The sequence below is a fragment of the Roseovarius sp. genome (assembly GCF_030373445.1).
In the GTDB taxonomy this organism is placed as follows: Bacteria; Pseudomonadota; Alphaproteobacteria; order Rhodobacterales; family Rhodobacteraceae; genus Roseovarius.
Window position 1 is genome coordinate 237,241 of sequence record NZ_JAUCYU010000001.1, and the last position, 20,526, is coordinate 257,766.

Here is a 20,526-nt window from a genome sequence, read left to right on the forward strand (position 1 = left end):
CCCCGGGCCTGACCCGGGGCCTCTGGCCTCAGCCCCGGCGCCCTCAGAACTCCACCGGCCCGCCAAGCTCATGCACCTGCCACGGCAGGCCCTGCGTGTTCAGCATGTCCATGAAGTCATCCGGGTCGAGCTGCTCCATGTTCCAGACCCCCGGCTCGACCCAGTTGCCCTTCAGCACCTGCGCCGCCCCGATCATCGCCGGAACGCCGGTGGTATAACTCACCGCCTGGCTCCCGACCTCGCGGTAACACTCCTCGTGGTCGCAGATGTTGTAGATGTAATAGGTCTTCTCGCCGCCCTCGAGCGACTCGCCCGTCGCGATGTCACCGATGCAGGCCTTGCCCTTGGTCTGTTCGCCCAGATCGCCCGGATCGGGCAGCAGCGTCTTCAGGAACTGGATCGGGATGATCTCGACCCCGTTATGCATCACCGGGTCGATCCGGGTCATGCCGACATTCTCCAGCACCTTGGCATGCATGATGTAGGCATCGCCAAAGGTCATCCAGAACCGCGCCCGCTCGATCTCGGGGAAGTGCTTGGACAGGCTCTCCAGCTCCTCGTGATACATCAGGTACATGTTCTTCGGCCCGATGCCGGGAAAGTCGAACTCCACCTTGTGCGTCATCGCCGGCGTGAACTTCCACTCGCCGCCTTCCCAGTGCTTGGCCTCCTGCAGCACCTCGCGCAGGTTGATCTCGGGGTTGAAGTTGGTGGCGAACGCCTGGTCGTTCGAGCCGCCATTGGCGTCCAGAACGTCGATCTGCCGGATCGACTTCAACTTGTGCTTCTTGAGCCACGTGGCGAACACGCTCGTCACCCCCGGGTCGAACCCCGAGCCGAGGATCGCCACCAGGCCGGCTTCCTTGAACTTGTCCTGGTAGGCCCATTGCCACTTGTATTCGAACTTCGCCTCGTCCTCCGGCTCGTAGTTGGCCGTATCGAGGTAATGGCACCCGGCTTCGAGACAGGCATCCATCAGCTTCAGGTCCTGGTAAGGCAGCGCGAGGTTCACCAGAAGCTCGGCCCCCGTCTCCTTGATCAGCGCAACCGTCGCCGCCACGTCCATCGCGTCAAGCTGGGCGGTCTTGATCTCGACCCCCACCCGCTCCTTCACGCTCTTGGCAATCGCATCGCATTTCGCCTTCGTCCGGCTGGCCAGCGTGATATCCGTGAAGATATCGCTGTTCATCGCCATCTTGTGCACCGCGGCATGGCTGACGCCGCCGGCGCCCACAACTAGCGTCTTGCTCATGGGTCTTCTCCTCAGCCTGAATGTCTCTCGTAATAGGTATAGCCGTTGATCGAGTCGCGATAGGCATCCATCAACAGCTTGCGTTCGCTGGTCTTGACCGTGCCGGCCGATGTCGCCTCGTCCACCATCTTGCGGAAGGCGGCGACGCAATCGTTCGGGTCGAACTCCACCGCGGCCATCACCTCGGCAATCGTATCGCCCTCCTGCTCGTGCAACAGGTCGAACCCGCCATCGGGGCGCAGGTCGATCGTCACCACGTTGGTATCGCCGAAGAGGTTGTGCAGATCGCCCAGCGTCTCCTGGTAGGCGCCCACGAAGAACACGCCGAAGTAATAGGGCCTGTCCTCGGGCAGCGAATGCACCGGCAGCGAGGGCGCAATCCCGTCGCCCAGGATGAACCGGTCGATCTTGCCATCACTGTCACAGGTGATGTCCGACAGCACCGCCCGCCGATCGGGCGCCACGTCCAGCATCTGCAGCGGCACGATCGGGTGCAGCTGGTCGATCGCCCAGACATCCGGCAGCGACTGGAACAGCGAGAAGTTGCAGTGATACACATCCGCGATCTTCTGCATGTCCTCGCCCAGGTCGCTCTCCTCCCCCTGCGCCGCCACGATCCCCTTGATCCGCGACATCAGAGAAAGGTATATTCGCTCGCCCCGCGCCATCTGCCGCAGGTCGACCACGCCCCGCCGGAACAACGCCCGCAGCTCGTCGCGATAGTAAATGGCGTCGTTCCAGCATTCCTGAACCCTCTGCGGGCCAAGGTAGCCCGCCACCGCCGCAAGGTCGGACACGAGGTGATGGTCGTCCTCCTCCGGCTCCGGCGTGTCGGGCGCATCGTAGATCGTGCTCTCCATCGCCTCGAAGATCAGCATCGAAGACGTCGCCACCAACGCCCGCCCGCTTTCCGTCACCAGAACCGGATGGGTCAGCCCGGCCTCGTCCATCGCGTAGGTCACGGTCTCGACGATGTTGTGGCAATATTCCTCGACCGTGTAGTTGATCGAATTCTCGCTGGCCTTCTTCTCGCCGGTGTAATCGACACCCAGGCCACCGCCCAGGTCCAGGTGCGTCAGCGGCGCCCCCTCGGCCGTCAGCGCCACGAAATACCGGCACGCCTCGGCCACCGCCCGACGCACGTCGATCACGTCGGGCACCTGGCTGCCCAGGTGCGAATGCTGCAGCTTCAGGCAATGCAGCAAGCCTTCCTCGCGCAGCCGGTCCACGACCCGCAACAACTGGTCCGAATTCATCCCGAACGCCGACCGGTCGCCCGAGCTTTCCTGCCACTTGCCGCCGATCTTTTGGGTCAGCTTCACCCGCACGCCAAGTAACGGCTCCTCGCCCAGCTCGCGGCTCACCTCGATGACCGTCTCGGCCTCCTTCGGGCTTTCCAGCACGATCACCGTGTTGAACCCCAGCCGCCGCGACAGGATCGCCAGCCGCACGAACTCGGCATCCTTCACCCCGTTGCAGACGATCAGCGCCTCCTTCGACAGCCGATGCGCCAGCGCGATCACCAGCTCGGGCTTCGACCCGGCCTCCAGCCCGTACTGGTAGGGCTTGCCGAAATCGACGATCCGGTCGATCACCTGCGCCTGCTGGTTCACCTTGATCGGGAAGACGCCCCTGTAGGGCGCCTTGTAATTCATCCGCGCGATGGCATCGGCAAAGCTCTGGTTCAGGTGCTTGATCTCGGCCTCGAGGAACGAACTCACCCGCAACAGCAAAGGCGCGGCGATCCCCCGCTCGTCGAGGTCATGCAGGATACCGGGCAGCGGAATCGGCGGCGCGTCGGGATGCGCCGGGTCGCACAGCGCGATCTCGCCCTCGGCCGTCACGGTGATCAGCCCCCGGCTCCACCTCTCGACACCATAGATATCCTCGGGAACGGGACGCGACTGATCCATGAAAGCGGCCTTTCCTGCTATCGGCGGGGTCAGGGCGTGTGCCGCCCGGCGTCGCCCGGCTTATACGGATAACAGCTAGCCTTTCCAAGCGTCCAGTCACGCCGCGATGCATGGCGGCGAAAAGAAAAGCGGCGGCGGCCTGCTCATCGCAAGACCGCCGCCGTCGGTGTTTCAGTGCCGTTCGGGATCAGACGTCCATGTGGTCCAGTTCGTCGTCCATCTCCATCCGGGCATAGGTGCCGCCGGTGCCGTGCTCGGGCACCTCCTGGTTCATCAGCGCCTGAACGTCCTCGTCGGTCAGTTCGCCCATGTCGTCGTCATGCGGCGTGAAGGCAGGCAGGGACGTGCCGGCCTGGACATACTCGTCCCCCTTGGTGCCGCCAGTGCCCTTGGTCCCACCGGAACCTTTGGTGCCGCCGGACCCTTTGGTCCCGCCGGTGCCCTTGGTGCCGCCGGAGCCTTTGGTCCCACCGGACCCCTTGGTGCCGCCGGAGCCTTTGGTCCCACCAGAACCTTTGGTGCCATCGGAGCCTTTGGTCCCACCAGAACCTTTGGTCCCACCGGAACCCTTCGTTCCACCGGACCCCTTGGTCCCACCGGAACCTTTGGTGCCATCGGAGCCTTTGGTCCCACCAGAACCTTTGGTCCCACCGGAACCCTTCGTTCCACCGGACCCCTTGGTCCCACCGGAACCTTTGGTGCCACCGGAACCCTTCGTCCCGCCAGAGCCCTTGGTCCCACCGGAACCCTTCGTTCCACCGGACCCCTTAGTCCCACCGGAACCTTTCGTCCCACCTGAGCCCTTGGTGCCGCCGGAACCCTTCGTTCCACCGGACCCCTTGGTCCCACCGGAGCCTTTGGTGCCACCGGACCCCTTGGTCCCACCGGAGCCTTTGGTGCCACCGGAACCCTTCGTCCCACCAGAACCCTTGGTGCCGCCGGAACCCTTAGTCCCACCAGAACCCTTGGTGCCGCCGGAACCCTTGGTCCCGCCAGACCCCTTGGTGCCGCCGGAACCCTTGGTCCCGCCAGACCCCTTGGTCCCACCGGAGCCTTTGGTCCCACCGGAACCCTTGGTCCCACCAGAACCCTTGGTGCCGCCGGAACCCTTGGTCCCGCCAGACCCCTTGGTGCCACCGGAACCCTTGGTCCCGCCAGTGCCCTTGGTCCCACCGGAACCTTTCGTCCCACCTGAGCCCTTGGTTCCACCGGACCCTTTGGTGCCACCGGAACCTTTTGTGCCACCAGAACCTTTGGTGCCACCAGAGCCCTTGGTCCCACCGGTGCCCTTGGTCCCGCCAGAACCTTTCGTGCCGCCAGAGCCCTTCGTTCCACCGGAACCCTTGGTCCCACCGGACCCTTTGGTACCACCGGACCCTTTGGTCCCGCCGGACCCCTTCGTCCCGCCGGATCCATCCTTCCCGTCGTCTTCCCATTTGCCGTCGCGGAACTCGTCCTTCATGTGCGCGTCGTACCACTTGTGCAGCGAGTCTCCTTCGACGCCGCCGTTGTGATAGGACTTGGTCGAGCTCGCCTTCTCGCAGGCCGAGCTGCCGCGCGTGCCGCCGGAGCCGTGATGGCGGTGATGAGAGCCGCGGTAATCGTGTTCGCGGTGTGACCGGTAACCAAAGGACATAGCTTCTACTCCACTCGTACTCGAAACCGCGACTTCCGCGGCAGGTGCTGTCGCGGCCCGGAAAAACGGCGGGGCCACGGTTTCTCTTGATCGGCTGACGCTACGGCGTTGTCACAATTCCGCCAAACTTCCGGCGCAGAATCGGCACAGTCGCCCCGAAACCCCGCGATATCCGGAAACAGTCCGCGCCGATCCCGCGCCGATTCGATGAAACCGGGAACAATCGCCGCCGCCCTCCGGCCGGGCCACGACCGAATCACCTCGAATCGAATTGCCACGGGCTTTCCACAAAACCGCCCATTTGCGCCGCTACCCCTGCCACCCTGAGGCACAGACAGGCCGCCCCCACCGGCGGCCCCGATACGCGAGGGTGACGGACGCATGGCAAAGAAGACACGCAACAAGCGGATGACCCGGGTCATGGAAAGCGCCGAGAAGGTCTTCCGCGAGCCGGTCGAAAGCATCTCCGCCCCCGGCGGCGAGAACCGGTCGAGCTATCGCCTGCACCTGCCCGGCCGCTCTGTGGTGGCCACGCTGCGCCCCACCTTCCAGCGCACCCATCTCGAGGCCTACACCCTGCGCCGGCTGGCCCCCTTCTGCGACGACATCCCCGAATGCCTTGCCGTCGACGGGGTGATCCTGTTCCAGTCCGACGTGGGCTCCCGCCGCCTCAACCGCGAGATCATCGCCCGCGACCCCGAAGACCGCCTGTCGCTCGCCGCCGACTCCGTCGCCGCCATCTTCCGCATCCAGATGGCGGGCCAGAAGGCCGGCCTCCGCGATATCCTCCCCCATCTCGGCCAGAACGACGACTGGATCGAGAACCTCGTCCACTCCGCCGATTTCCTGGCCGAGCTTTCCGCCGGCCGCTCGCGCGAGATCGACAAGGCCCAGCTCTGCGCCCGCATCGCCACCCCGGCACGGCAGTTTCTCAAGTGGGACTGCCGCTCCGGCAATGCCGCGCTGGGCGACGACGACCGCCTGCGCTGGTTCGACTTCGAATATTCCGGCATCCGCCACGGCGCCGAGGACCTGGCCTGGCTGCTGGGTGACGAGGTCTGGCCGGTCTCCCCCGAGGACATGCTCGACATCATCACCGACGCCTACGACCCGGCCCTCGGCCACGGCCTCGACGCCTATCTGGACTACCTCGCGCTCTACACCACCTTCCACTGCATCCAGCGCCTGCAACTCGTGGTCCGCGAATCCGAGAAGCGCGGCTGGCAATCCATGCGCCGCATCCGCAAGTACGACGATGCCGGCGTCCACCCGCAATTCGCCGCCCATCTCTGCCGGGTCGGCGCGCTCTTCGCCCGGCGCAACACCCTGACCGCCCCCATCGCCAGGGATTTCGAGGAGGCCGAGCAGGTCTTCGTCACCCTCCTGCGCGACGGCATGAAACAGAAGATGCTCGAGAAGGCGTAACCATGCTGCAAGACAAGGCCCCCCGCCCCGCCACCGGCCTGCAGGTCGATATCGTCGACACGCCCGACGCCTTCGACGCCCTCGCCCCCGCCTGGCGGCGCCTGCAGGCGCGCGACATGGAATCCACCGTCTTCCTGACATGGGACTGGCTGGCGCTGGCCTTCCGCCAGAACCCCTGGCGGTGGAGCGTGCTGGTCGTCCGCGACCCCGTCGACAGCGACGAGGCGATCTGCATCGTCCCGCTCAAGTACCGCACCCACTGGAGCCGCAGCCAGCAGGAATTCCAGACCCAGCTCGAGGCCGGCGGCCGGCTTCTGTTCAGCGAGTATACCGGCTTCCTCTGCGACCCCTCGCAGGAGGAGGCCGGCCTCGCCGCCGCCGCCGACAAGCTGGCCGCGATGCCCTGGTCGCGCCTCTCCATGCGCTACGTCGCCCAAAGCCGCCGCGCCCGCATCTTCACCGACCGGCTGGCGGCGCGCGGGCTCACCGTGCGCTACCGCGACTACCGGATCAACAAGGGCGAGACCGACAACCTCGTCAGCCCCCAGGTCGACCTCCCCGAGGCGTTCGACAGCTACCTCAAGGCCCAGGTCAGCGCCAACACCCGCCAGCGGTTCAACAAGATGCGCCGCCGCCATCTCGATACCGGCGACTACCACGTCACCCATGCCGACGACGCCACGCTGAACGACGACATCACCGCGCTCCTCACCTTCTGGACGGCCAAGTGGGCCGAAACCAAGGGCCGCGAAACCGCCGAACAGGTCGCCGCGAACTACCGCAGCGTCCTGACGGCGGCGCACCAGTGCGGCGCGCTGTTCCTGCCGGTCCTGAAACGGGGCGAGCGCCGGCTCGGCGCGCTGGGCCACGTCATCGACCGCCAGAACGGCATCCTGCATTTCATCGTCGCCGGCCGCGACACGCAGGCCGAGGAAACCTTCATCGGCGACGCCCTGCATTTCCACGCCATCGAATGGGCCATCGGCCAGGGTTTCATCTGCTACGATTTCGGCCACGGCAACGAACGCTACAAGTACAGCTATGGCGCCGAAGACCTGCAAACCCTCTATTTCGATATCCGCCGGGCCGAGGCGGGCAGCGCCGGCATGCTCGACGTGCTCTGCCTCGGCGAGGCACTCAAGCGCATGGAAGGCTTCATCCGCGACGGCAAGACCGACCGCGCGGCCCGCGCCTGTGCCCAGCTTTCGGGCCTGCTGACCTGACCGCCGGGGCCTAGGCGCCCTCGTACCGGTCCGAGATCAGCCGCCCCGGCCGCCGCGCCCGCAGCCGCGCGGCCAGGTCCAGCAGGCGCCGCGCCTTGGCGGCATCCAGCCCGGCCAGGCTCAGCGCGTGCAACGCGTAGATATCGCCGTGATGCCGGGTCAGCCGGTCCGGAAACCGCACGAAACCAAGGAACGCCTGCATCAGGCGCTCGCCTCCCAGCGCCGCCACGATCTGGCCGGCGTCCCGCATCCCGCCCAGCTTGCGCATCCTGGAATTGCGCCGCACCCGCGGCTCGGCGAACCCCTCCTGGTAGGGAATGTCGGCCACCTCCGGATAAGCCCGGGCGATGGCGTCGTTGTGCAATTGCTGGTCCTTGGTCACGCCGTAGGGCAGCGAGATGCAGAACTCCACGAACTCCGGGTCGAGATAGGGGCAGAACACCTGCCGCGCCGGGCCCAGTATCGCCTGCGGCACGAAATTGATCTCGCGCCGCGTGCGGTGGAACATCCAGAACATCTGGTAGGGGTCGGGCGCATCGGCATATTGCGCGATCGCGGGGGCCACGTAATCGCGCACCTCCTCGTCCATCCCCGGCGAATAGATCGGCCCGGCCCCCTTGCCCCAATGGGCTTGCGAGACCACCTTGCCGTGCCCGTCGATCATCCCCTGCGCGATCCCCTTCCAGTCGCCCTTCTGCGACAGGCCCATGAACCAGTCGGCGGAATCGTCGGGGTTGGTCAGGATATCGCCGGCGATCCCGTCGAAGCTCACGGCATCCCGGCCGAGGAAGTAATCGTTGAGCGGCATCATCTGCGCGTGCTCGTCGGCGCAAAGGCTGGTCATCACCAGCGCCCGAAGCGCGTCGGCCAGCCGTGGCCGGCCAAAGCCCAGCATCTCGTGCGTCACGCCCAACCGTTCGCACAGGGCGCGCGCCGCCATCGCCTCGCGGTTGGGAACGGCGCCGTTGTGGTGAAAGGTCACGCAGGTCTCGGGCCGCCGCCCCTGGTGCAGCACTTCCAGCAGGATATGCCGGCTGTCCCGCCCGCCGCTCAGCGGCACGTGGAACGGGCCCGGATGCTCCTCCAGCGCCCGGCCGACGGCGCTGCGGAAATGGGTGATCATCCCCTCGACGGCACCGTCGCGGCTGATCTCCTGCGTGCCGGGCACCCGCGCGCCGCTCTCCACCCTGGCCGGCCCGGTGCCGTCCCATGTCAGCACACCGCCGGGCGGCAATGTCTTCACGTGTTTCAGCGGCGTGTCGTCGTTGACGAAAATCCCGATCCGGTGAAACACCGCCAGCGCGCGGGCGTCCTGCGTGGCGTCGCATCCCTCGGCCACCAGCTTCACCAGCGAGGGCGAGACCGCCACAACCCCGTCCTTCTCGTACCAGAACAGGTTGAAGAACCCGTAGCGGTCGACCTTCGCGGTCAACCGGCCATCGGCCCACGCCCACTCGGCCCAGACCGTCGCGGCCTTGCCATGCGGGCCCGAGGCCCAGCTCTCGGCCCCCTCCGCGACCACCCGATCCCCCTCGCGGCGCAGGATCAGGAACGGCGGGTCATCGGGCAATGCGGACACGTGGGGCCTCCTCTCCGGGAATTCGGCGGCATGGAACGCAAAACATGCCCACACGGCAAGAGCGCAATTTCCCACCCCTGCCCAAGCGATGCGCGATAGCCACCACCAAGACCGAATTTCGCCATTTTTCTGGCCCCTGGGCGTGGTTATCTGCGACAATCCGAGCAGGAAAGACCGATGACCAGGAACCGTCTTCTCCCCCGACCCGCCCCCCGGCGGGCCCACGTGCCGCTTGTCATGAGCGGCGCAGGGGTGTTTCCTGCGCGCGCAAACGGAGAGGCGGCATGATCGCATGGCGAATCAGTCGAAAAATCAGCGCGGCGCTGCACCAGCGGCGCCGGCGCGGCGCGTTCCGCAAACCGTTCAGCGGCACCTCGGCCAAGCGCCTGCTGCTGCTCAGCATCGGCGAGCGCATCCCGCAAAGCCAGATCTTCCCGTTCCACTACTACGCCCGCGATTTCCGCGATGCGCTCGACACCGAGATCCGCGAGGTCGAGATTTCCGATTACGTGGCCGGCCTGCCCGACGGGCCGCGCGATGCCACCACCGTCTGTTTCCAGACCCCGTTCGACATCTCCGATGACGAACTGGCCCGCACCATGGCCGCCATCCGCGAGAGGAACCCGCGGGCCCGCCTCGCCTATCTCGACTGGTTCGCGCCCACCGACCTGCGCATGGCCCACCGCCTGCCGGGGATCGACTACTACGTCACCAAGCACGTCCTGCGCGACCGCGACCGCTATGCCGAAACGCTCTACGGCGACACCACGCTGATGGATTACTACGGCCGCAAGTACGACCTGCCGCATGACGAAACCCGCTTCCCCATCCCCCCCGGCTTCCGCGACAAGCTGCATCTCGGCCCGTCCTTCGTCACCGCCGACTTCATGCTGCCCGCCTTCGCCGCCGGCCAGCGCCCCGACGGCCCCCGCCCGATCGACCTGCACGCCCGCATCGCGGTGGGCGGCTCGCCCTGGTACGAGGCGATGCGCGCTGAATCCCTCGCCGCCGCCGAATCCCTGCCCGACACCGAAACCGTCACCGGCACCGGCATCGGCCACCACCGCTTCATCTCCGAACTGCAGCAAAGCAAGATCTGCTTCAGCCCCTTCGGCTATGGCGAGGTCTGCTGGCGCGATTTCGAGGCCGTGCTCACCGGCGCCGTCCTGCTCAAGCAGGACATGCAGCATGTCGAGACCCAGCCGAACATCTTCGTGCCCAACGAAACCTACGTCCCCCTGCGCTGGGACCTGTCGGATTTCGAGGAAAAGGCGCGCTGGCTGATCGAGGATCCGGCCGCCCGCGACCGCATCGCCCGGCAGGCCTTCGAGCGGCTGCACGACTATGCCCGCTCCGGCCGCTTCGCCGCCCAGATGGCCCCGCTGGTGGGTTGAGGGCGCGGGCCAATGACCTCCGCCCACCCCCGCATCGCCGCGGTCGTCATCGGTCGTAACGAGGGCGCGCGCCTCCGCGCCTGCCTCGCCTCTCTCGAAGATGCCTCCCCCGTCATCTACGTCGATTCCGGCTCCACCGACGGCAGCGCCGAGCACGCCCGCAGCACCGGCGCCCGTGTCATCGACCTCGACACTTCCCAGCCCTTCACCGCCGCCCGCGCCCGCAACGCTGGCCTCGCCGCCCTCGACCGCGCCGAGACCGACCTCGTCCAGCTCGTCGACGGCGACTGCACCGTCGAGCCCGGCTGGCTCGCCACCGCTTCGGCCTACCTGAAGGCCCATCCTGACACCGCCATCGCCTGCGGCCGCCGGCGCGAGGATCACCCCGAGGCCTCGCTCTACAACCGGCTCTGCGATATCGAGTGGAACACGCCCCCCGGCGACACAAGCGCCTGCGGCGGCGACATCCTCGCCCGGCTCTCCGCGCTCGATGCCGTGGGGCTTTACCGCGACGACCTGATCGCAGGCGAGGAACCCGAGCTTTGCGTCCGCCTGCGCCAGCAGGGCTGGAAGATCCACCGCCTCGACGCCCCCATGACCCGGCACGACGCCCGCATGACACGGCTCGGCCAATGGTGGACACGCACCCGCCGCGCCGGTCACGCCTTTGCCGAGGGGGCCCACCTCCACGGCGCCCCGCCCGAACGCCACTGGGTCGCCGAGACGCGCCGCGCGCTGCTCTGGGGCGCCCTCCTGCCGCTCGCCATCCTGATTGCCGCGCTGGTCCACCCGGCGGCCCTGCTGCTGACGCTCATCTATCCGCTACAGGTCGCCCGCCTCGCCGCCCGCCGCGGCCTGGCCTCGCGCGCCGCATGGGAATGGGCCGCCTTCACGGTGCTGGGCAAATTCGCCGAGGCCCAGGGCGCCCTGCAATTCCACGCCTCCCGCCTCCTGCGCCGCCGCGCCACGCTGATCGAGTACCGCTAGTGCCCGCCGGTCGACATACGCAGGCGCAACGCCCCGATGGCCAGCCGCGGCAATATCGCGATGCAGCGGGCATAGCGCGGCCCCAGCCGCCGGATATCGCCCAGCGCGCGCCAGACCCATTCCATCGCCAGCCGCCTGACCCAGACGGGCGCCCGCTTCTGGCGGCCGGAAATGAAATCCAGCCCCGCCCCGATCGAGGCGAAGCCCACATGCGGCGCCAGCTCGCGTCCCCGGGCCGCGAAGCGCTCCTGCTTGGGCGCCCCCAGCGCGAGGAAACACAGGCCCACGCCCTCCGCCTCCAGCCGCCCGAGGATATCGGACGCCGCCGCGCCGTCGGGGTCGAATCCCATCGGCGGGGCATGGCGCAGCACCACGCGAAGCCCCGGCATATCCGCCTCCAGCCGGTCGCCCGCTTCCTGCAATGTCGCCTCGTCGCTGCCCACCATCGCCACCGGCACCCCGGCCTCCCCGGCCATCCGGCACAGCGGGCGGATCAGGTCGGACCCCGGCAACAGCTCCACCGGGCGCCCGGCCAATCGCGACAGCCACACGATCGGGTTGCCATCGGCCACCACCATGTCCTGCCGCGCATAGGCTTGGGCAAAGGCCCGATCGCTCCGCATCTTCACGAGGTGGTCGAGGTTGATCGTCGCCAGCGCGAACCCTTCGCGCGCGGCAAACCGTGCCCCGACCGCCTCCGCCAAATCGGCGAAGTCGCGCAGGTTCACCCGAACAACCTGATCCCGAACCGTAAACTGCAAGAAAGGATGACCCCGCTTTCGCCACATCTGACACCTGACCGGCCTGTCCACCTATACCGGGAATGCCGGTCCGGGCCACCGTCAAAAGCGCGCCTGCGGGCAATCCTCGCCTGATGCCCAACGCATTCGCATATCTCATGCTGATGATCTGGCCCGTCGCCTGCGTGGTGATGTTCCGCCGGATGGGCATCGAACGGGCGATCATCTGGGCGATCCTCGGCGGCTACCTCCTGCTGCCGCCCCGCGCGGTGTTCGACCTGCCGCTGGTGCCCGATTTCAACAAGACCTCGATTCCCAATCTCTGCGCGCTGGCCTGCTGCCTGTGGGTGGCCAAGCGCCGCGTGCCGATCTGGCCGGAAAGCCGGGTGATGAAGGTGCTGCTGTTCCTGTTCCTCGCCGGCACCATCCCCACAGTTCTCACCAATACCGACCCCATCCTGTTCTACTCGGTCTTCGATGCCGAACCGGTCTCCTTCGTCACCGGCGGCCTGCCGGGGCTGCGCATCATCGACGTTCTCTCTGTCGGCTCGCAACAGGCGATCACGCTCATTCCCTTCGTGCTGGGCCGCGCCTTCCTGTCCTCGCAGACGGGCCAGCGCGAGCTGCTTCTGGCGCTGCTGGTGGGCGGGCTGGTCTATTCCCTGCCGGCGCTGCTGGAAATCCGGCTCAGCCCGCAGATCAACATCTGGGTCTACGGCTTCTTTCAGCACGATTTCGGCCAGATGATGCGGCAGGGCGGCTTCCGGCCCATCGTCTTCCTGCCGCACGGGCTGTGGATGGCCTTCTTCTTCATGACCTCGGCCGCCGCCGCCGCGGTGCTCTTCCGCATGGCCGACCGCAAAAGCCGTCCGCGCCTGCTGGCGGCCACGGGCTATCTCTTCTGCGTGCTGATTCTCTGCAAGAGCCTCGGGCCGCTGGCCTACGGGATCGCCGTGGTGCCCGCCATCCTGCTCGCCGCGCCCAAGGTGCAGATCCGCATCGCGGTGGTCTTCGCCGGCATCGCGGTGCTCTACCCGGTGCTGCGCGACTATGGCCTCGTGCCGCTCGACCGCATCCTCGGCTGGGCCGAGGCGATCCACCCCGACCGCGCCCAGTCGCTCGGCTTCCGCTTCCAGAACGAGGAGCTGCTGCTGGAACGCGCGCACGAGAAATGGATGTTCGGCTGGGGCGGCTGGGGCCGCAACCTCGTGCACGACCTGACGACGGGCGAGATCATCTCGATCCCCGACGGCGAATGGATCATCGTCTTCGGCACTTTCGGCTGGCTCGGCTATCTCAGCAAGATGGGCCTTCTCGCGGTGCCGCTCTTCCTGCTCCTGCGCCACGCCCGGCACGACCGGCCGACCCGCACCGTGGCGGCGCTGGCCCTGATCCTCGCCATCACCCTGATCGACATGCTGGTGAACGCTATCCTCACCCCCTACACCTGGCTCATCGCCGGCGCGGTGCTCGGATACACCGAATCCGCCCGCCGGCAGGAGGCCAAGGACGACAGCCACCTGCGCCCAAAGGCGGGCCGGCCCGGCCTGGCGAAGCCGTTGATCGGGTGAGGGGGTTGGGGTGGTAGGCACCGCGCCCCACACCGACGTAATACCGACAGAATACCGACGTTATACCGACGTAGGATTTTCCGCCGAAAACCGCCCGCCCGGCGCGCGGTGGAAAGAATCGCCCCGCCCACCGGTCGGGCTCGCAGAATCGATTGTTGTGGTATAGAAAACAATTTGGAACCGAATAGGAAATTGTCGCATCCGGATTGATGTTCAGCCTCTGGTTGCTGAACTTTTTAATAAATCTTTTCAGATGTTTGGCGAAAAATGCGACATCATCATGAACATGAACGTGGGCGTGTGGCCGCGTTCGATGCAAAACCATTGCGGGGGCCGGAGTCACGACTTCGCGCAGGATGAGTATGATTGGTAAACGAGTGAATGCGAGTGGTAACGGAGACATAGCAATCGTCGGCATGGCACTGAAGGTGCCGGGCGCGCTAAATATCTCTGATTACTGGAAAAACCTGGTTTCCGGCACCGAGAGTATCGACTGGCTGGACCCGGAGTCCCTCAAGGCCGCCGGCGAACGCCCCGACCGCATCGCCGACCCCAACTACGTCCCCGCCACCGCCCGCCTCGACGACTACGACCAGTTCGACGCCGAGTTCTTCGGCTTCGGTCCCAAGGACGCCGCCATCCTCGACCCGCAGCACCGCAAGTTCCTCGAGGTGGCGTGGGAGGCGATGGAGCAATCGGGCCACTTCCCGGGCAGTAAAACAAGGGATATCGGCGTCTTCGCGGGCTGCGGCATGGGCAGCTATTTCTACTTCAACATCTGCTCGAACCCCGACCTCGTCGACGACGTGGGCATGTTCCTCCTGCGCCATACCGGCAACGACAAGGACTTCATGACCACCCGCGTCAGCCACGTCTTCGACCTCAAGGGGCCCAGCGTCAACATCCAGACCGCCTGCTCCACCTCGCTGGTCGCCGTCCACTACGCCTGCGAGGCCCTGCGCTCGGGCCAATGCGACATGGCGCTCGCCGGCGGCTCGACCATCGAGCTGCCCCAGGGCCGCGGTTACCTCTTCAGGGAAAACGAAATTCTCTCCCCCGACGGCCACTGCCACGCCTTCGACCACCGCGCCAAGGGCACCGTATTCGGCAGCGGCGCGGGCGTCGTGGCACTGCGCCGACTGGAGGATGCCATCGCCGATGGCGACCACATCTGGGCCGTGGTGAAGGGCTCCGCCATCAACAACGACGGCGCCGCCAAGGCCGGGTACCTCGCCCCCAGCGTCGACGGGCAGGCCGCCGCCGTCGCCCGCGCCATCGACACCGCCGGCGTCACCGCCGATTCCATCGGTTACGTCGAATGCCACGGCACCGGCACCTATCTCGGCGACCCGATCGAGGTGGCCGCGCTGACCGAGGCCTACCGGAAAACCACTGACAAATCAGGCTTCTGCCGCATCGGATCGGTGAAAACCAATATCGGCCATCTCGACACCGCGGCTGGTGTCGCCAGCCTCATCAAGACCAGCCTCGCGCTGCATCACAAGGCGATGCCGCCCAGCCTGAGCTTCGAGAAACCGAACCCGACCATCGATTTCGAAACCAGCCCCTTCCGCGTCAACGACCGGCTGACGCAATGGCCCGAAGGCCCCACCCCCCGCCGCGCCGGGGTCAACTCGCTGGGCGTCGGCGGCACCAACGCCCACGCCATTCTCGAGGAAGCGCCCGAACGCGCCGCCTCGGAAGAAGGCGACTGGCCCTTCCACGTGCTGTGCGTCTCGGGCAAGGGCAAGGCCGCGCTCGACGCCAACACGCAAGCCCTCGCCGCCCACCTTCGCGCCCATCCCGAACAGCCGCTGGAGGACGTGGCGCACACCCTGAAAACCGGCCGCCACGCCTTCGACGACCGCCGCGTCGTCGTCGCCGAAACCCACGAGGAAGCGGCCGCTCTTCTGGAAGAGGGCAACCCCCACCGCGTCTTCACCCACAAGAAGCTGGGCGAGACACCCGACACCGTCTTCATGTTCCCCGGCGGCGGCGCGCAATATGCCGGAATGGCCCGCGACCTCTACGAGACCGAGCCGGAATTCGCCGAGTGGATGGATCGCGGCCTCGACCACCTCGCGGCCAAGCTCGACTACGATATCCGCGCCATCTGGCTCCCCGAGCCGGGCGACATGGACACCGCGAACGAGACCCTCAAGAAACCTTCGGTCCAGCTCCCGCTGATCATGATCATCGAATTCGCTCTGGCGAAACTCTGGATCTCCTGGGGCATCAAGCCCGCGGCCCTGATCGGGCACTCCATGGGCGAGAACACCGCCGCCGCCCTGTCCGGCGTCATGAGCTTCGAGAACTGCATCGACCTCGTCCTCCTGCGCGGCCGCCTCTTCGACACCGTCGCCCCCGGAGGGATGCTCAGCGTCTCGCTGCCCGCAAGCGAGGTGCAGGAGATCATTGGCGACGCCCTCGACATCGCCAGCATCAACGCCCCCGACCTCTGCGCCGTGACCGGCCCGCAGGACCGGCTCGACCGGCTTCAGGCCGAGCTTGAAGCGAAAGACATCGACTGCCAGCGCATCAACATCGACATTGCGGCCCATTCCCGCATGCTCGACCCGATCCTGCCCGAGTTCCGCGCCTTCCTGCAGACGCTCGACCTGCAGGCGCCCGAGATCCCCTTCATCTCCAACCGCACCGGCGACTGGATCACCGAGGACGAGGCCACCGACCCCGACTACTGGGTTGGCCAGCTCCGCAACTGCGTCCACTTCGCCGACGGCATCACCACGCTCGCCGCCAAGCGCGACCGCGTGTTCTTCGAGGTCGGCCCCGGCCGCGCGCTCAGCTCGCTGTCGCAGATGTGCGACGCCGTGCAACCCGGCCAGGTGCTGTCCGCCCTGCGCCATCCCGACGACGCCATCGCCGACGACAAGTTCCTGCTCGGCGTGATCGGCCGCTTCTGGGCCACCGGTATCGAGGCCGATTGGAGCCAGATCTGGGGCGAGGCACGGCGCAACCACGTGATCCTGCCGACCTACGCCTTCCAGACCAGCCGCTATTTCATCGAACCCGGCAAGGCCCGGCTGGCCGATGCCGCGCCCGACCTGACCCGCAGCGAAGACATTGCGCAGTGGGGCTTCCGCCCCGTCTGGCAGCCCCGCTATGCCGACTGTGACGCCGAGACCCTGACCAATTGCGGCGCCGAAAACCCGCAAACATGGCTCGTCTTCGCCGATGACACGGGCCTCGCCGACAGCGCCGCCGCCCGGCTGGCCGCCGCCGGCCACACCGTCACCACGGTCCGCCCCGGCGACAGCTTCGCCCGCCTCGCCGACGACAGCTACCGCCTCGCCCCCGACCAGGGGCCCGACGGGTACGCCCAGCTTTTCCGCGCGCTCGCCGCCGAGGGCCGCCTGCCCGACCGCGTCGTCCATGCCTGGCTGGCCACCGAGAAGGAGAGCTTCCGCCCCGGCAGCAACTTCTTCACCCGCAACATGGAGCACGGCTTTCACAGCCTGATGCACCTCGCCCAGGCCATCGAAAGCGTTGACCGCCCGGATGAAATGCACCTCACCGTGCTCACCAGCGGCGCGGCACAGGTTCAGGACGAGCCGCTGCCCTACCCCGAGAAAGCCACCATCGCCGGGCCGGCAGGCGTGATCCCGAAGGAGCTTCCGGGCGTCACCGTGGCCACGCTCGACATCGCCCTGCCCGCGCCGGTCCCCTCGCGCCGCCGCAAGCCCGCGCCGGTCGCGTTCCCCACCGAGCAACTTCTCGAGGACCTCCTCGCCGAGCCCGCCAACAGCGTCGCCGCCATCCGCGATGGCCGCCGGTTCGAACAGGCGTGGAAAGCCGCGGACCTGCCCGCCACGCACGAGGACACCGCCTTCCGCGACGGCGGCACCTACCTGATCACCGGCGGCATGGGCGGCATCGGCCTGACCGTCGCCCGCGACCTCGCCCAAACCCACGGCGCCAATATCGTGCTGCTGAGCCGCAGCGCCCTGCCCCCGCGCCACCAGTGGCAGACGCTGATCGACACGATGCCCGCCAGCAACCCCGCCGTCGCCCGCATCACCGCGATCCGCGAGATCGAGGCGCTTGGCGGCGCCGTGCGGGTCGAGGTGGCCGATGTCTGCGATATCGAGCAGATGCGCGAGGCCGTGATGCGCACCAAAGCCGATTTCGGCGCGATCAACGGCGTCATCCACGCCGCCGGCCTGATCGACGACGCCCCGCTTCTGGGCAAGACCACCTTCGATGTCGAGCGCGTTCTGGCCCCGAAACTCCACGGCCTCCGCGTCCTCGACAGCCTGTTCGAGACAGACGAGCTCGACCTCATGGTCCTCTTCTCCTCGACCAGCACGATCACCAAACCGGAAGGCCAGATCGACTATATCGCCGCCAACGAGTTCCTGAACGCCTTCGCCAAGTCGCGACAGCGCGGCAAGACCCGCGTGCTCGCAGTCGACTGGGGCGTCTGGAACACCGTCGGCATGGCCGCCACCGCCGTGGCCGAGCGCAACGCCGAAGGCGCGGCACCCGAGTGGCAGCCCGCCCCCCAGCCGCTCCTGGCCGAAACCGCCCAGCACTCGGGCGACCGCCGCGCCCGCCTGACGCTCGACGCCAAGGCCGACTGGATCGTGAACGAACACCGCATGTCCACCGGCGCGGCCGTCCTGCCCGGCACCGGCTTCGTGGAACTGGCGATGGAATCCTACCTCGCCTCGGGCGGCGCCCTGCCGGTCGAACTGCGCGACCTCGTCTTCCTGCGCCCGCTCGACGTGCCCGACGCCGCGCCGCGCGGCGTGGAAACCTGCCTCACGCCCTCGGGCGCCGACATGTCCTTCGAAACCCGCAGCGCTTGCATCGCCGATGGCCGCGACGGCATGGTCCTGAACGCGCAAGGCACCATGGGCGCCATCAACGAGGTGCCCGCACGGATCGACCTTGTCGCCCTCTCGGCCCGCTGCACCAACGTCATGGCGCATCACGGCCCCGATGGCTTCGTCTCCCCGCAGGAGGCGCACCTGAATTTCGGCCCCCGCTGGCGCGTGGTGCAGGATGCCAAGACAGGCTCCGGCGAAGGGCTGGCCCGGCTGGTGCTGCCGCAAGCCGCCCGGGGCGACCTCGATCAGGGCTACACCCTTCACCCGGCCATGCTCGACCTCGCCACCGGCTGGGCCATCGAGCTGATCGACGGCTACGCCGGCAACCGCCTCTGGGTGCCCGTCTCCTACGGGTCGATCCGGGTCTTCCGCCCGATGCCGGCCGAGGTGTTCAGCTGGGTGCAGGTCAGCACCGAAAGCGACTGGGACACCGGCATGGCCGGGTTCGACGTGGTGATCTGCGACGCGCAAGGCGAGGTCATCGCCGAGATCACCGACTTCCAGATGCAGCGCCTCACCGGCGAGGCGACGCTCGGCGGCAACACCGTCACCGCCAAGGACGACGTCCGATTCCCCGAGGACCGCGCCGCGCGAGAGCTGTCGCCCTCCGAGGCGCAGATGCAGCGCATGGTGGCCCTCGGTATCCGCCCCGAGGAGGGCGCCGAGGCCCTGCGCCGCGCGCTCTCCCGCCCCGGGGCCCAGATCGCCATCTCGCCGGTCGACCTGACCACGCTGGTGCAACTGGCCGAGGCCCGCGACGAGGCGAAGGAAAAGCAATCCTTCGACCGGCCGGAACTGACCTCCGACTACGCGGCCCCCGAAACGGCCACCCAGATCAAGCTGGCGGAGACATGGGAACACCTGCTCGGCGTCAAGCAGATCGGGGTGGATGACAGCTTCTTCGACCTCGGCGGCCACTCGCTCCTCGCCGTCCGCCTCTTCGCGGCGGTCAAGCGCGACTTCGGCGTGCAGTTCCCCATCTCCGTGCTGTTCGAGGCGCCCACCATCGCCGGCCTCGCCGCCATGCTCGACGCGCGCACCGGCGGCACCACGGACACCGGCACAGCACCCGAGGCGGCAGCCCCCACCTCCTTCCGCTACGCGGTGCCCCTCAACGGCACGAAATCGTCGCGCATGCCCTTCTTCATCGTCGCCGGCATGTTCGGCAACGTCCTGAACCTCCGCCACCTTGCCCTGAGCATGGAAGACCGCCCGGTCTACGGCCTTCAGGCCCGCGGCCTGATCGGCGACGAGGCCCCGCATGACACGATCGAGGAGGCCGCCGCCGACTACATCGCCGAGATGCGCGCCATCCAGCCCGAGGGGCCTTACATGATCGGCGGCTTCTCGGGCGGCGGCATCACCGCCTACGAGATCGCCCGCCAGCTCGACACGGCCGGTCAGGACGTGGCGATGGTCGTGATGCTGGACACGCCCCTGCCGGTGCGCCCATCCCTCAAACCGGCCGACAAGGCGCTGATGAAGCTGCACGACATCCGCCGCAAGGGCCCGGCCTACCTGCTGGAATGGGCCCGCAACCGCTGGGCCTGGGAAAAGACCAAGCGCGCGCAGGCCGATAGCACCGCCCCCGCCCCCGACAGCGGCAATTTCAACAACCGCCAGATCGAGATGGCCTTCCGCGGCGCCGTGGCACGTTACGAGCTCGCCCCGTGGGACGGCCCGCTCACCCTCTTCCGCCCGCCGCTCGACCGGCACTGGAAGGTGACCGGCGGCAACTTTGTCAGCCGCGAGCGCGAATACGTCTTCGACGACAACCAGTGGACACCATGGGCCCCCGGCGTGAACGTCATCGAGGTGCCGGGCGACCATGACAGCATGGTGCTCATGCCCAATGTCAGCGTGCTGGCCAAGCACCTGAATGGCCTTGTCCGCGACATAGAACGCAACAAACCCCGCGCCCATGCCCCGGCGGCGCGCACGGCGGCGGAGTGAAGC

General features: G+C 67.4%; 11 protein-coding genes. 6 read left to right on the top strand and 5 right to left on the bottom strand.

Going from position 1 to position 20,526, the window contains the following annotated elements; genetic code table 11:
* Window positions 1-43: 43 nt before the first annotated feature.
* The 3 genes from QUV18_RS01160 to QUV18_RS01170 all read right to left on the bottom strand — a co-directional run bounded on the left by QUV18_RS01160 (window position 44) and on the right by QUV18_RS01170 (window position 3,475).
* Window positions 44-1,252 carry a saccharopine dehydrogenase family protein gene (locus QUV18_RS01160; protein WP_300891404.1) on the bottom strand — a complete coding sequence of 403 codons (1,209 nt, stop codon included), beginning with the start codon at window positions 1,250-1,252 and terminating at the stop codon, window positions 44-46.
* Between the two features lie 11 nt (window positions 1,253-1,263).
* Window positions 1,264-3,165 (bottom strand): biosynthetic arginine decarboxylase, encoded by a 1,902-nt coding sequence (gene speA, locus QUV18_RS01165; RefSeq protein ID WP_300891405.1) that lies wholly within the window; start codon window positions 3,163-3,165, stop codon window positions 1,264-1,266.
* Window positions 3,166-3,352: 187 nt separating this feature from the next.
* A complete protein-coding gene (locus QUV18_RS01170) occupies window positions 3,353-3,475 on the bottom strand; it encodes a hypothetical protein (protein ID WP_300891406.1) in 123 nt (40 codons plus the stop codon).
* A gap of 1,707 nt (window positions 3,476-5,182) precedes the next feature.
* Here QUV18_RS01170 and QUV18_RS01175 point away from each other — a divergent pair.
* Complete coding sequence (locus QUV18_RS01175) at window positions 5,183-6,226, top strand: phosphotransferase (RefSeq protein WP_300891407.1); 1,044 nt, start codon at window positions 5,183-5,185, stop codon at window positions 6,224-6,226.
* A gap of 2 nt (window positions 6,227-6,228) precedes the next feature.
* Window positions 6,229-7,449 (top strand): GNAT family N-acetyltransferase, encoded by a 1,221-nt coding sequence (locus QUV18_RS01180; protein ID WP_300891408.1) that lies wholly within the window; start codon window positions 6,229-6,231, stop codon window positions 7,447-7,449.
* A 10-nt stretch (window positions 7,450-7,459) separates the two neighbouring features.
* Here QUV18_RS01180 and QUV18_RS01185 read toward each other — a convergent pair whose 3' ends face one another.
* Window positions 7,460-9,028: a hypothetical protein gene (locus QUV18_RS01185; protein WP_300891409.1), complete on the bottom strand. Its 1,569-nt coding sequence runs from the start codon at window positions 9,026-9,028 to the stop codon at window positions 7,460-7,462.
* 284 nt (window positions 9,029-9,312) lie between these two features.
* Here QUV18_RS01185 and QUV18_RS01190 point away from each other — a divergent pair, with 284 nt between their 5' ends.
* Both QUV18_RS01190 and QUV18_RS01195 read left to right on the top strand, forming a co-directional pair.
* Window positions 9,313-10,422 (top strand): glycosyltransferase, encoded by a 1,110-nt coding sequence (locus QUV18_RS01190; protein ID WP_300891410.1) that lies wholly within the window; start codon window positions 9,313-9,315, stop codon window positions 10,420-10,422.
* A gap of 12 nt (window positions 10,423-10,434) precedes the next feature.
* Window positions 10,435-11,409 carry a glycosyltransferase gene (locus tag QUV18_RS01195; RefSeq protein ID WP_300891411.1) on the top strand — a complete coding sequence of 325 codons (975 nt, stop codon included), beginning with the start codon at window positions 10,435-10,437 and terminating at the stop codon, window positions 11,407-11,409.
* On the opposite strand, the gene QUV18_RS01200 is transcribed toward QUV18_RS01195, so the two are convergent.
* Window positions 11,406-12,170: a WecB/TagA/CpsF family glycosyltransferase gene (locus QUV18_RS01200; protein WP_300891412.1), complete on the bottom strand. Its 765-nt coding sequence runs from the start codon at window positions 12,168-12,170 to the stop codon at window positions 11,406-11,408. The genes QUV18_RS01195 and QUV18_RS01200 overlap by 4 nt on opposite strands.
* A 113-nt stretch (window positions 12,171-12,283) precedes the next feature.
* On the opposite strand from QUV18_RS01200, the gene QUV18_RS01205 reads away from it, so the two are divergent.
* Complete coding sequence (locus tag QUV18_RS01205) at window positions 12,284-13,720, top strand: hypothetical protein (protein WP_300891413.1); 1,437 nt, start codon at window positions 12,284-12,286, stop codon at window positions 13,718-13,720.
* 362 nt (window positions 13,721-14,082) lie between these two features.
* A complete protein-coding gene (locus tag QUV18_RS01210; RefSeq protein ID WP_366914608.1) occupies window positions 14,083-20,523 on the top strand; it encodes a beta-ketoacyl synthase N-terminal-like domain-containing protein in 6,441 nt (2,146 codons plus the stop codon).
* Window positions 20,524-20,526 lie beyond the last annotated feature (3 nt).

Coding starts and splice junctions, on each gene's coding strand:
- QUV18_RS01160 (WP_300891404.1), bottom strand. CDS start 1,252: ATGAGCAAGACGCTAGTTGTGGGCGCCGGCGGCGTCAGCCATGCCGCG.
- speA (WP_300891405.1), bottom strand. CDS start 3,165: ATGGATCAGTCGCGTCCCGTTCCCGAGGATATCTATGGTGTCGAGAGG.
- QUV18_RS01170 (WP_300891406.1), bottom strand. CDS start 3,475: ATGGGCGAACTGACCGACGAGGACGTTCAGGCGCTGATGAACCAGGAG.
- QUV18_RS01175 (WP_300891407.1), top strand. CDS start 5,183: ATGGCAAAGAAGACACGCAACAAGCGGATGACCCGGGTCATGGAAAGC.
- QUV18_RS01180 (WP_300891408.1), top strand. CDS start 6,229: ATGCTGCAAGACAAGGCCCCCCGCCCCGCCACCGGCCTGCAGGTCGAT.
- QUV18_RS01190 (WP_300891410.1), top strand. CDS start 9,313: ATGATCGCATGGCGAATCAGTCGAAAAATCAGCGCGGCGCTGCACCAG.
- QUV18_RS01195 (WP_300891411.1), top strand. CDS start 10,435: ATGACCTCCGCCCACCCCCGCATCGCCGCGGTCGTCATCGGTCGTAAC.
- QUV18_RS01205 (WP_300891413.1), top strand. CDS start 12,284: ATGCCCAACGCATTCGCATATCTCATGCTGATGATCTGGCCCGTCGCC.
- QUV18_RS01210 (WP_366914608.1), top strand. CDS start 14,083: ATGATTGGTAAACGAGTGAATGCGAGTGGTAACGGAGACATAGCAATC.